Source organism: Candidatus Nitrosocosmicus sp. R, assembly GCF_054408505.1.
This window is the reverse complement of the sequence record NZ_CP167090.1, coordinates 512170-525223: the sequence shown is the minus strand read 5'-3', so window position 1 is coordinate 525223 and position 13054 is coordinate 512170. Positions and strand designations below refer to the sequence as shown.

Genomic DNA, 13054 nt, shown 5'->3' with positions numbered 1-13054 from the left:
TTGTTCTGTTTATGAATAAAGTAGGCTTTTTTAATCTGTCTCATATTACTAATACTTATTTATAGTAATTGGTATTTAATGGTTGTGTTATTTTGTCATATTTTGACCATGAATACAAAATACTCAAGTACAGTCGAATTATGAACGGAGTATTGGGAAATACCAGGAAGAGAACAAGAGTTAGTACCCTCACATTAAAACAAGAAATATTTCACTGTGAAGTGAGAGCCACTTGTGTGTATGGAATTTGATATATATGATAACACTTTGTCAATTGAGATAAATTCAGGTAATGACTAAAACAGAGTGACATCAATATCGATCCCAGTTGAATAATTGGATTCCAAATACTATTAGAACAAGAAGGGTACTAAACGTTTGACAATAACCTGAATTAAAGGATATGAAAGATTGTAAGATGAGGCGTGTACCAACTTTTCGTAATTTAATGGATAAAACAGATTGTGGATTTCCTGTAAATTTGTAGGATATCGTATGTCGACCAAACAAAGGCCTAGATAGTCCAACGTAATATCAAAGTTTAACTATACTGAATATGATACTGGCGCGATAGATTATGATCCCGAGGCAGATATGGATCGGATTAGTTCATCCGAAGGTATTATTGTGATTCAGAGAAGTCTCAAATGAAGCTATTAAAGCTGCATGACTCAATTAATTGGATCATTGATAACAAGAATAGAATCACATAAAGGGGACTAAACGATAATGTAGATAAAGTTTTAGAGGAAAATGCCCCTGGTTCAATCAAAGATGAGGTCATTATATATCCATTAAGCAAAAAACACTGGAGCATCTCGAGTAATAATTCATGCAGAACCAGTGTGACATATTGATATTATATTCATACTATTTCAAGGATTAAGAATACATCATTCTCAAAACAGAAAATAACTAAAGGAAATATAACAGATTGAATTTTAACTGTAACGGAAATGTTTCGTATTAATATTGACTGCGTTGGCATTAGTCATCTTCTATAATTCCAGGTGCCTACGCACAATCAAATAGGGAAGTATCAATAGTTTCGAATGCTTCTACACTAGGAGATAAAGCATAAAATCAAAATCCTATAACTATAAGCCAAGGTGATACAGTCACATGGATAATACCGACTTTGGTGTTCATACAGTAACAGAAAATAACGATATTTTTAGTTCCGACGATCTCAGACCAGATGAAACTTTTGAATACATGTTCGATCAATCGGGTACTTTTGATTATCATTGCAAATTACATCCCACTATGACAGGAAAAGTAATTGTAAACTAGCCACCGCCACCGCCACTACCACAACTTTATTATTTCATATAATTACAAATTTCATTCGTAAACCCTTCCGTAAATCTGGTTGATAATTATTATGTCATTATACGTGAAAAAATTTCTTAATCAAAGATAATTAATAAAAATGGTATGTCAAATCAAAATAATAACTGTATAATATGTGGATCTCTTGTGAATTCTGGGTTGCCACTAACAACAAATATTAAAGGAGATTTACCAAAGTGATAGTCAATACTTTCAGGATCTACGGTAATTTTAAACAGAATAAGGGATCCATCTACATTTTATCAGCATCTTCTCGTTGAGCGATATTTATTATTTTAGTTTATAGACTTACTACATATTTCCTATTTGGGATACACCTAAACTAAACGATTACTTTCATCATGAATTTTCATATTATTAATTATTTAATGAACAACTGTTTGTAATTTTGCGATAAACAGTATATAGAGCTAAAATCAAAACACCAATTGCAAGCAATCTTAGTGGAATCTGATAATTTGTAAGAAAGGTAGTAGCAATTATCCCTGCGCTCCCAAATGTAGAGATGATTACAAATCCAATTGAAGAACAGCTGACGCAAGCACTAGATAATATTGTAAAAAATGAACTCGAAATTAACGATTTATTAAATCTAATACTCGAATTTCTCAATAGGTAAATATTCATTGAAACAAGAACTCCCAGAAGCAGTGCACTAATAGTAGATAAAAGAAATCCGACTATAGCGTCTTTTGGTAGATAAAAATAAAGGATTGGTGAAAAATATAGCAGCTCATCAAATGCATTAAAAAAAATCCAAAAGACAGTAAATACCAGAATGGTTAATCCTATATACAAAATTGGATTTGAACCGTATACTACTTTGAATGCAAAAAATCCGGACATCTAATTCTTAGTTATCTTGTTTTCCAGGTTATCAATAACTGTCTTAAATATTGGAAATGGCTTTGGACCCTGAATTTTTTCGATAATGGAACCTTCGCTGTTCATTATTATGAAAGATGGAGTTTCTGTAAATCCTAACGAATTTGCCAAGGCAATATCTTTGTCTATGAATGATTCATATTTTTTAGTATCAAAACATGAGTTAAACTCAGTAATATTGATATCAGATAACTGTGAAGCAAATTTCTTCAAGTTTTCAGTATTGATCCAACCGGAATCTATTGGACCTTGATTTGCATACAAAATCTTATGAAACTCCCAGAATTGTCCTTGGTCATTTGTACATTGTGCTGCTAATGAAGCGTTTTTCGAATCAAATCCTCTATTTGGAAGATGTTTAAATACATAGATTGCTTTGTCTGGTTGGACATAGGAAGAATTGATTTGTTGTTCTGTATTATCTACATATCTTTTACATAGATGACATTGAAAATCGCTAAAATCTATGACCACTAATGGAGAGCTAAGATTTCCATAATAAGGAGAGCCTTGATTAATCATAGTAGATAGTGTTAGGTTATCAAGAGTTTGGGCAAAAACAATATTCTTTACTATATATTGATTTGATTCTGTATAAATGAAATTTAGTGCCAAGAATAGGAAAAAAAATACGAAGACAAAAGATGAATAAATTTTGACGCTACTTTGAGTAAATATCATGCTCTAAAAGTTATTGTCATCATTTCCTGTATATACTCTCCTCCAATATCTCGATCCGATTGTGATTGACTTTAACCTAATTAAAACAGTTACATGGTAGTAAACGTGGCTATAGAGTTTCATTAACTATCATTTTACAAAGCTAGATTAAAGTAGAAATTATTTTATATTCTCAAGCTCTTTGGAACACTTATCACAGACAGTCTCATCTTCTTTTGATGTAAATAATTTACCACACGACGAACATTTTATCGTATGTTTTTCATACATAACTTAACAATATGTATAACAAATTATTAAAACAATTACCATCTTCTATTTATCCTTTAATTGATATCCAGTGATTAGTCAAACGATTAACCCAATTTTCTTTCTAATATATAAAGAAAAATTCATAGGCTTCTATGGGGATTAAGTTACGTATGGTATAAGGATTCTGACGTTTCGACTATGATTAACTACCATAAATATATGCGTTCTCTATTTTAATGCGGGCAATTAGTGATTTAATTCAAAAGTGAAGGAAATAGATCAAATGATGATCTAGTAACCTGTAAAGATCCTTTAAGTCTAGGAATGGATTTTCTAAATTCTTTGGATGCTCTAATTAACTTGTCCTCTGTTTTTATACAAAAAACTACTGCAGAAAAAATAAATTAAATTCACCAATGAGCATAAAACATTCATCTGCTAATAGTTTTTTATATAAATTTGGCTCACATCTAGCAAACAGATACTATAAGTGCAATTGCATAATAATAAAATAGAGACATAGAATGGAAAAGAATTTTTCGTCGATAAGGGCATACGTTGATGTTAGCGGAAAGACAAAATACTGTGTAAGTTGCGGTAATACAGCTACTCAGGAAGCAATATTCACTGTAGAGGGAGCTACCATGATAGAAAAATACTGTGATTCCTGCGCAAAAAAGAATATAAAATAACAGGATCCAAAAGATCGTTTATCTGACCTTTACTCTCAGAATAGTCAATGGTCGTTTTTCCCATCTCAATTGTGAAGATGAAAACACAAAAAGATTTGTTTTAAAAAGGTGAAAATTAAGTATTGCCCTATATCTTATACCTACCTTTGTCGTTACTAATATTAGTAGCGTGTTCGGTGGAAATCATGAGGATATTCAAATGGGTTTGTTTATTTAGTTTCCATAATGCATTTAATGAATAAAGAGAAAACGATAGGCATAGAAAATTGGCTATAATGTATCCTATGATTATTTAGTTAATGGCAATGTGAAATAAAACGTAGCCCCTTTTCCATCTTTGTTATTTTCAGCCCATATAATCCCACCATGAGCGTCAATAATACTTTTTGCTATATACAGTCCTAGTCCTGTACCTTGATCTGATTTTGTAGCAAACTTTGTAAATAACCTTGGTAGAATATCAGAGTCTATACCTGTTCCTCTATCCCTAACTGATACCACCACCACCTTTTCATCTTCATTTTCCCTTGTATTTTCGGTGTCGACTACTTCATTATTATGATTACTTATCTTCTCTACAATTTCATTTTTTTGAAAATTTTTCGCTGAAATAGTGATGGGTTCACCATTTGAAAATTTTATCGCATTATTTATCACGTTTGAAAGAACTTCGAAAATCCTTATTTTATCTGCAGATACCATGATGGGATCTTCATGCGGTTCAAAAACTATGTTAAAAGAAGTATAGGAATTACCATAATGTGAACTAAGATTAGTCTTATTGTGAATATCTTTAATTACATTCTGTATTTTTTCGTTTAAATTGAAGGATTCTTTATGCAACTCAAGACGATTACCCTCAATTCGTGCAGTATCTAAAATATCATTCACCAGTTTCTCTAGTCTTTGTGCATTTCTATGTGTTGATACAAGTGTATATGTAAAATCATGTAGCCTATCTTCATCTTTGACCAGTCTCTCTAATTCACCTTTAATGCCTATTTTATCTGGCGGGGACGTTTGGAAAATAGAAGGAACATAAGTCATTTTGATCAATTCCAAATTTCCTGATATCGCCTGAGTTGGGGTTCTTAGTTCATGGGCTGCTATATTGATAAAGTCCTTTTGCATTTTGTCATGGATATTAAGTTTTTCATTAGCAATTTTAAGGCGTTTGTTTGATTCCTCTAAATCTTTTGTTCTTCTCTTAACTTGTCCATTCAATATACTATTCAGTTTTACTAAAAATAAAACCAAAATTACAATTGTAGTAGTAATCCCCGCAATCAACAAATAAAACTTTGATCTTTCTGCAGATAAAGTCTCATCAATATCAGAGTAAACCGATGCTGTAGGCGTAATTAGGAAAACGAAATATTTGGAGTTTCCATCAATAGAAACAGGATATCCAGTATTAAGTCTTTCTCCAGTTCCAAAATCATATATGGCATATCCTCCAAATAGTCGACCATCAAAAACACCATGATAATATTTGTTTTGGATAGAGTTAAAATTGAAAAAACGCTGAACTTCATCACTAAATAAGCTTGTCCCTAAAAAGTTGGTTCTAGGAGTGGATATATAATTTGAATTTCGATCATACGCTACCAAAAATTGTGAGCTAATGTTATATACATTTCCGTATCGTGCAAAGAAATCAACAGATGGTATTTCCACTCCTACCATTCCGAGGTATTCTTCGGTATCTCTATTTATTATAGGAGAAGTTAATGCTATTTTATGAGTGCCATCAATTCCTTTGAAGCCATTTGAATATACGGGATTTAAAGTCCTCTTTGTTTCATTTACGTAATCTCTAAGTGAAATATCTATATTGACAAAACTCCTTTGTCCTTCTGATACCTTATTATGCGTTATTATATTATTTTTGTCTGCGATAAAAAGCCCATCGATTTTACTAATGTTGTTTATTTCATTAAATCGTTCTTCTATTAGGTTTCCAACCCTATCGCCATACAATTCTCCTTGTTGCAAATAAATAGAATCGGATAATCCTTGGAGAATCGATGCTACCAATCGAAGATCGGCACTAACATGCTCTGAAAGACCCTTTGTAACCTCTATCTGATTATTCCTATGAGCTTGGAAAAGACTGTCTCTAATATTCTGTTCTGCAATATTTTGTTGGAAGAATAATAAAGAATAAGATCCAGCAATTAATAGTATTATTGAAACAATGGTCATTTCTTTTCTTCTGAGAAATAGAAAACGCTTTCCCAATTTGCTTCACTATTTCAATACTTTTAGAAGGATTAAAAAAAGATATTCGTCAAAGATTTTAACCTGTGTTATTAGCAAGGTAGTTTCCAATGTTACCGGAATATCTTTCTGGTATTTTGATTTTTCCGTTGACAATATCTTCTTTTAACTGTTCAAACCATAGCTTTACGTTTTCTGGAACATTCTGATCGAGGTTATGAAATGGTGCTATATACACGATTCCCTCCCCAGATGAGCCCTTTTCTGATTCTAGCCCTGGCTTAAATATTTGCCCACTGAAATTACCTGTTTTTACTAATTTAATAACTTGATCAAATGCCTTTTCGGCATCTAATACAAAGGATGTAAGTACTGTATCAGGAGCTAACTTATTCTGGTCAGAGATTGCACCAAAGGCGTATATTCCTCTTTCTTTAGCAGCTTCAATAACACCTTGGCCAGAGGTATCAGCCACATGTAATAGAAAGTCTGCGCCACGATCTATTTGAGAAATGGCTGCTTTTTTTCCTTTTGTGGAATTATCCCAATCGTCTAAATATGTGACGAGTATCTTTACGCTAGGATTAACATCCTGAGCGCCTTGTCTATATCCTTCATAAATATTGATCAGATTAGGGTATCTTTCTCCACCTACAAAACCAATAGTGCCTGTTTTGGACATAGTTGCTGCAAGTGCTCCTAACATATAAGTTCCTTCTTGTTGCATCGGATAGATTGAAGCCACATTACTAGAATTAACAAGTCCTGTAAAAATTACAAACTTCGCTTCGGGATAATCCTTACCTACATTAACTGCCGGCTTTCCCCACTCAAAGCCATGAGATATTATTAAGTCATAACCTGCCTTGGCATAATCTCTTAATGTATCTTCTATTTTTGGAATAGGCACGTTTTCTTTAAGTTCGACTATATAGGAATATTTTCCCTGTAATGCCTGTGCTGCGTTGTATCCGAATGCCCCCCACCCTGCATCACTAAATAAGCCATCTGTTAGAAAAGCTATTTTCAGTTTCTTTCCATTATCTGCTGTAGACTGGTCTTGTGTTGGAGTTGTTATTAGCTTTTCGGATATTTTCGTATAGTCGGCACTTATGGGAAAAATATTAGAAGAGAAAATGACAAGCACTCCAAACATGACAAGAACTACCATAACAAGGGTCTTAATATACAAACTTATCTTATTATTCATCGAATTTTAATGTATTAATGTTTTGTTTATTGTATTTATAATAAATTCTAATATATCTTTTTTAATTATTTAGATATCGTCCCTTTAGGCTTAATTTCCTTTTCAACACATTCGTTAAGTTTTATAGGTATCTTTGTCTGATATTCCCAATATGATATAATTTGTTGTTTAAACTTTCCACAATCGGTAGTTATGAATATTCTTTTGAAAATATAGAAGATAAATTCAAATCTGTTCTATGATGATCTTATTATGATAAATTCATCCGAGTAATTTCTTATTGACATGTCTGTTAAATATGAAATAAAGATGGGTTGACATATTATATCAAACCGTTGCAATAATTACCCTATAGTAATGATCCAAAATCAGCCTTAAAGATATGTATTTCTCTGAGCCCACCTTAAATGTAGCATCTGAATATGATATCCTTCATCATCTAAAAATGTAGGGAGTTCTGGTATTTCAGCTACTATACGGTAGGATCTTTTAAGGCAATCATCAATTCTTCCCGAACTTTTACCCTTCTTTTATCTGATGAAGTGATAGATTGTCTTGTACAGAAAAAGTGTCCCTGAGAGGAGGGATGGAAGTTTCATATGATAATAATTCATCTTAAGGTTCACCGTTACTAATATTAGCAGTATCCATCAAGTTTTCTCCAAACATCTCATTTGATTGGGACAGAGAGGAGAAGGGTGAAGAAGAGGAACTGCTATTGCCATTCATCAAAAGGCCGAGCAGTGGACCGACCTTATTGAATATGTTTGTAAGGGCCTGATCGGGACTTGACGTTTGAGTGGTGGATGACGGAAATGAGGATTGATTATTCAGCGTACCGACACCAAAAGATTCGTTTGATTGGGACAGAGAGGAGAAGGGTGAAGAAGAGGAACTGCTATTGCCATTCATCAAAAGGCCGAGCAGTGGACCGACCTTATTGAATATGTTTGTAAGGGCCTGATCGGGACTTGACGTTTGAGTGGTGGATGACGTAAATGAGGATTGATTATTCAGCGTACCGACACCAAAAGATTCGTTTGATTGGGACAGAGAGGAGAAGGGTGAAGAAGAGGAACTGCTATTGCCATTCATCAAAAGGCCGAGCAGTGGACCGACCTTATTGAATATGTTTGTAAGGGCCTGATCCGAACCTAGTGATGATAACGGAGAAGTTTGGTCACTTGTATCGTTAGTGGTAAAGCTAGGAACTGACGATAAAAAAGACGAGTATGGGATTGACAAAGAATCGTTCTTTGATGTGTTTAAATTATTTGTATTTGAATCAATTACGTCAGGTGTATTAGAATTTAGCACAGGGTTATCATCCATACCATTCATACTTGAGTAATTCGTACTCGATCCCAGATCGGCAGGAAATACGGGATTCTCAACAGTTACCTCTCCTCTGATATGACTCCAAATTGGATCATAGTATGAATACAAGCCTGGTTCATCAAATGTTACAGTGTAATTCTCATCTGTACCAAAGAAATCACCATAGAATATGTTATCTGGACCTTCATTTGGGGTTCCAGAGACTAACATGTGAGGAGAAGAGTCTTTATTTATCCAAGTAACATTGGTCCCTGCAGGAATAGTAACATTGACAGGTGACATAGGATTCTGGCTGTCGCTATTTGTTGCACCAGGATTTAAGAATATGGTAAAATTGCTTTCTTGAGCACTCACATCTAATTCATTAAAGCCTAGCATCAAAATTGCAAGAAATGTTATTGGTATTATTATTTTTCTCAATTTTATGTTTCTTCATTAACCATGCAACTATATATTCATGATCCCCATCAACACGATGGTATATTATATTAAGAACATTTGGAAAGTATTATACCTGCTAGGTATATTTCAATATCCAAGAAACAAAAAAGAATAAAAATAAACCATAAGGAACCAATTGACGCTATCGAAATAATTCGATTGAATAATTCATGATTTTCAATCCGGGTTAGACTATCATTGTATTTATGGTTACTAATATATAGAGCTAGTTATGTGGAATTCATGAGGATTTCCACACGAGTTTGAGTGCATCCCACCTTGTTTATATCATTCTTTTGATTTTGTTGATAATCTAAGAATAGTCCAATATTTAGCATATCAACATTATCATTCTCAAAAATCAATGATATTGACACAGTAATATTTAAAAGTACAATTAATAGCCATTGTAATATGATCTATTAATATTGAATTAATATGTCAATAAAACAGTTGAGTTTACCGCTCATGTTCATATTCCTTCTCTTATTAATTGTAGTAGTAACATTCAATTCTCCTCTCTTTAGCGCAAGTGCTAAGAATAGCGTGTTATCAGAAAGTGTTGATAGCGATTCAGAGCAAGCAACCGAATAATCTCAATCATCTGGACAAGATAATCAGATAATGTCAGGAGATGCTACTGCTACACTATCGGAGAATAATGCACAGTGTGATAGCCAGATTAATTCAAAGACTACATCTAGTGTTTCTGGCGATATACGTACTATTGATGGCTTAGATGGAACTCATACAAATGAAGACAAAGTAAAAATAAAATTAATAATACAATTCATTATCTGCCCTAGAAGTGAACCTGGTCGTGCTACTGATCATGGGTGTAATGGTCACGCAGGGTCGTATTTGGGAGCTGCAGGAGCTAACATACTTAGAGGAGATGTCACAATAGGTGAAGGTCAGATGGGAGAGACTACTGAGGCATCTTTACCATATAACCGCGTCATATTCATTGAAACCACTGTTTCACCAAGATTTTTAGACTTGAATGGGTATGAAGTTATCTCCAGTCAAATTGGTAACAAGCCAGATGATTTCGACTGTACGCAAAGACATAATCCACTAGAATCTATAAGTTGTTACACTATTAATACTACTAAGGATTGACAAGAAAAAGTATTTTTCTACATCTTCAATATAAGGGACAATTCTTCATAGGCGAGTAATACTAAATTGTTACTAAACTATAAATATGTAACTGGTTCGGTGGAATGTGAAACAAATTTGATCGAATTTGCAACTCTATCTCCTAAGTCGCGGACATTAATGTTTGGTTACAATCAAGTGTATGGTATGGTATGAGGGTTCGGTGGAAATCATATTTTACCAATTTGTAATGTTTGAAGTAAAATATTGTTTTGATGGTTTACTGTCATAGATAGATAGATAGAAAGATAGAGTTAAGTCAGATTCAAGATTACTTTTTGTATGTCATATACCTTGAATTCCACTGCTTATTTAAATAACGGAATTCAAATTCCACGGCTTGGACTTGGAGTCTATCAAACACCTCCTGGGGGAAAAACCACCAATGCAGTCAAATATGCCCTAAAAATTGGATATAGACACATTGACACCGCCAAGATTTTTGGTAATGAATCTGATGTGGGTAAGGCTTTGAAAGTCAGTGACATAAAAAGAGAAGACATCTTTATCACCACAAAAGTCTGGAATAGTGATCAAGGATACGATTCAACTTTAAGAGCATTTGAAGCTAGCCTGAAACGTCTTGGTTTATCTTATGTGGATCTTTATCTTATACATTGGCCAGTCCAGAAAAAAATTATTGAAACATGGAAGGCTATGATCCAATTACTAAATAATGGAAAAGTCCGTGCGATTGGAGTAAGCAACTATTCTATTAATGAACTCAAAGAAACGATACAAAACTCTGATATTGTACCTGCTATTAATCAGGTGGAATTTCACCCATTCTTATACCAGAAAGATCTATTACAATTCTGCAAGAGTAATGCAATTCAGCTTGAAGCATATAGTCCACTCACAAGAAGTAAAAGACTTAACCATCATGACTTGGTAAAAATGGCAATAAGGTATGACAAGAGCCCTGCACAAATACTTGTGCGTTGGAGTTTACAACACAATCTGATTGTTATTCCAAAATCTAGTCATGAAGAAAGAATTTTAGAAAACAGCAAGGTATTTGATTTTCATATCAATCAAAAAGACATGGAAACTTTAGATCCATTGAATGAGGATTTGCATACAGTTTTTTTGGATTAGCGACAGTTACAATATTATCACATACGTATTCATCAATTGGTTGAATTGAATTTTTTTAGATAACATGAAAATAACGTCTAAATAATTACCTCTCTTGTTTTAGGTCCACCACCCACCATGAGAACTACATAATTACCGGGTCGGTGGGATTAAGTTCCGTATGGTATAGGTGTTCGGCAGAAATCATAGGGATACCCACATATCAATATAAGTTTAATGGATTATTCCAGGTATCTTAAGAACATCAAAATAAAAAACAATAATATGATAAGTTTTGCAACAGTATCAAAAGGCACTTTTTCTGTGTACAGCTTAAAGATATGAAAAAATGATTTAGAATTGCAATAACCCAGTTTAGATGAAATTCATTATTTTTGATTAACATATAATAAAAAGTTTGATAGAATAAGCATATGTCTGAAATTGATAAAACTATGGATATCATATTTGGTAGATGGAAAAGTCAAATACTATATGCTGGTGCCAAGATAGGTATATTTGATTACCTAACAACAAGTCCTAACGAAATAGGTCAAATTGCACAGGATTTGAATCTGAATGAGCCAATGGCTTATCGTATTCTAAGATCAATAGCATCTTTGGGTTTTTTGAAAGAAGAGGAGGACGGCCGAAGATTCTCAATCACCACTTTAGGAGAATTGTTAAGAAAAGACCATCCTCAAACTCTTCAAGGAGTTTTGCTTCTAGAGGAGGGGTCAGAACATTATCAAATATGGAAGCATTTGCCAAGAATGATTAAAGATGGACAACAAAATGCATTTAGTTCAGAATATGGAAATAATATTTTTGAATATGCTGCCAAAAATTCAGAATATTCTAAAGTTTTCAATAACGCAATGAGTAGTTATTCATCAATGCATACCGCCATTGTATTAGAGGCACTAAATGGATACGATTTTTCTAATATTTCACATATTTGTGAAATTGGTGGTGGTCAAGGACATCTTTTAAGTCACTTGCTATCAAAATATAATCACCTCAATGGAAAGATTTTAGAATTGGAGCCGGTAGTCAACAATCAAGATTCATTATGGCCAAATAAATTGGGTTTGCAGGAACGCTGTAAATATATTAAAGGAAATATGTTTGAACAAGTCCCCTCTGCAGATTTATATATAATGAAATTGATTCTTCATGATTGGAATGATGATGAGTGTATAAAAATACTTTCAAATATTCACAAATCTGCAACTGACAACTCCAAGATATTAATTGTTGAACATATAGTACCAGACCCAAATACACCGCATTTTTCCAAATTATTTGATATACATATGATGTGTGCTACTACTGGAAGAGAAAGAACGATTGAAGAGTATGAATCAATTTTAAACCAATCCGGATGGAGACATATTCAAACTCATTACCCCAAATTTAACGTGATCGGCGTTATTGAAGGCAGTAAAGCAAGATAATTAAACCATCTAATTCATCACGGTTTTTTTGCCTTTTCCCCTTAATCTTTTTTTAGAAATGAACTAGTGAATTACTCATATAGAGACCCATATACTCTGAGGAATCAGTGGTATGGAAAACAAATTTGACTTAATTTTGAAGCATAAGAAAAATCTTATAAAATGTAGCTCATCCGTGAATGAAATTTGATTGCTTGTAAGTTTCTGAAAAACTATCTTATCTTGTTAAACCGATTCTAAATTGTTACAATAGGAATGGTTTAGTTAACAATAGAACAAAGAATAAA

The 13054-nt window shown here is 33.2% G+C and carries 11 protein-coding genes; 6 read left to right on the top strand and 5 right to left on the bottom strand.

All coding sequences use genetic code 11. From position 1 onward, the window contains the following. Positions 1–1122 precede the first annotated feature (1122 nt). Positions 1123–1293, top strand: a complete 171-nt coding sequence (locus AAGU22_RS02750; protein WP_458720710.1) for a cupredoxin domain-containing protein — start codon at positions 1123–1125, stop codon at positions 1291–1293. 417 nt (positions 1294–1710) lie between these two features. Here AAGU22_RS02750 and AAGU22_RS02745 read toward each other — a convergent pair whose 3' ends face one another. Then, positions 1711–2199 carry a hypothetical protein gene (locus AAGU22_RS02745; protein ID WP_458720709.1) on the bottom strand — a complete coding sequence of 163 codons (489 nt, stop codon included), beginning with the start codon at positions 2197–2199 and terminating at the stop codon, positions 1711–1713. Next, positions 2200–2853, bottom strand: a complete 654-nt coding sequence (locus AAGU22_RS02740; protein ID WP_458720708.1) for a DsbA family protein — start codon at positions 2851–2853, stop codon at positions 2200–2202. 842 nt (positions 2854–3695) lie between these two features. Here AAGU22_RS02740 and AAGU22_RS02735 point away from each other — a divergent pair. Beyond that, positions 3696–3863, top strand: a complete 168-nt coding sequence (locus tag AAGU22_RS02735) for a hypothetical protein (protein WP_458720707.1) — start codon at positions 3696–3698, stop codon at positions 3861–3863. A gap of 288 nt (positions 3864–4151) precedes the next feature. Here the strand turns inward: AAGU22_RS02735 and AAGU22_RS02730 are convergent, their stop codons facing one another. The 3 genes from AAGU22_RS02730 to AAGU22_RS02720 form a co-directional block, all read right to left on the bottom strand. Further along, entirely contained in the window at positions 4152–6068 is a 1917-nt protein-coding gene (locus AAGU22_RS02730; RefSeq protein WP_458720706.1) for a sensor histidine kinase, read from the bottom strand. Positions 6069–6162: 94 nt separating this feature from the next. After that, the gene (locus AAGU22_RS02725) at positions 6163–7293 is read right to left on the bottom strand and encodes a BMP family lipoprotein (RefSeq protein WP_458720705.1); all 1131 of its coding nucleotides are present in this window, start codon (positions 7291–7293) and stop codon (positions 6163–6165) included. A gap of 615 nt (positions 7294–7908) precedes the next feature. After that, the gene (locus AAGU22_RS02720) at positions 7909–9051 is read right to left on the bottom strand and encodes a cupredoxin domain-containing protein (RefSeq protein ID WP_458720704.1); all 1143 of its coding nucleotides are present in this window, start codon (positions 9049–9051) and stop codon (positions 7909–7911) included. 459 nt (positions 9052–9510) lie between these two features. Between AAGU22_RS02720 and AAGU22_RS02715 the strand changes: the two genes are divergently transcribed. The 4 genes from AAGU22_RS02715 to AAGU22_RS02700 all read left to right on the top strand — a co-directional run bounded on the left by AAGU22_RS02715 (position 9511) and on the right by AAGU22_RS02700 (position 12767). Next, the gene (locus tag AAGU22_RS02715) at positions 9511–9666 is read left to right on the top strand and encodes a hypothetical protein (RefSeq protein WP_458720703.1); all 156 of its coding nucleotides are present in this window, start codon (positions 9511–9513) and stop codon (positions 9664–9666) included. Between the two features lie 30 nt (positions 9667–9696). Beyond that, entirely contained in the window at positions 9697–10194 is a 498-nt protein-coding gene (locus AAGU22_RS02710; protein ID WP_458720702.1) for a hypothetical protein, read from the top strand. Positions 10195–10515: 321 nt separating this feature from the next. Continuing rightward, positions 10516–11331, top strand: a complete 816-nt coding sequence (locus AAGU22_RS02705; protein ID WP_458720701.1) for an aldo/keto reductase — start codon at positions 10516–10518, stop codon at positions 11329–11331. A gap of 413 nt (positions 11332–11744) precedes the next feature. Further along, positions 11745–12767, top strand: a complete 1023-nt coding sequence (locus AAGU22_RS02700; RefSeq protein ID WP_458720700.1) for a methyltransferase — start codon at positions 11745–11747, stop codon at positions 12765–12767. The last annotated feature ends 287 nt before the right edge of the window (positions 12768–13054 follow it).

Excerpts from the sequence above, each read along its gene's own strand:
- AAGU22_RS02750 (WP_458720710.1), top strand. The coding sequence starts at position 1,123 with ATGGATAATACCGACTTTGGTGTTCATACAGTAACAGAAAATAACGAT.
- AAGU22_RS02745 (WP_458720709.1), bottom strand. The coding sequence starts at position 2,199 with ATGTCCGGATTTTTTGCATTCAAAGTAGTATACGGTTCAAATCCAATT.
- AAGU22_RS02735 (WP_458720707.1), top strand. The coding sequence starts at position 3,696 with ATGGAAAAGAATTTTTCGTCGATAAGGGCATACGTTGATGTTAGCGGA.
- AAGU22_RS02730 (WP_458720706.1), bottom strand. The coding sequence starts at position 6,068 with ATGACCATTGTTTCAATAATACTATTAATTGCTGGATCTTATTCTTTA.
- AAGU22_RS02725 (WP_458720705.1), bottom strand. The coding sequence starts at position 7,293 with ATGAATAATAAGATAAGTTTGTATATTAAGACCCTTGTTATGGTAGTT.
- AAGU22_RS02715 (WP_458720703.1), top strand. The coding sequence starts at position 9,511 with ATGTCAATAAAACAGTTGAGTTTACCGCTCATGTTCATATTCCTTCTC.
- AAGU22_RS02710 (WP_458720702.1), top strand. The coding sequence starts at position 9,697 with ATGTCAGGAGATGCTACTGCTACACTATCGGAGAATAATGCACAGTGT.
- AAGU22_RS02705 (WP_458720701.1), top strand. The coding sequence starts at position 10,516 with ATGTCATATACCTTGAATTCCACTGCTTATTTAAATAACGGAATTCAA.
- AAGU22_RS02700 (WP_458720700.1), top strand. The coding sequence starts at position 11,745 with ATGTCTGAAATTGATAAAACTATGGATATCATATTTGGTAGATGGAAA.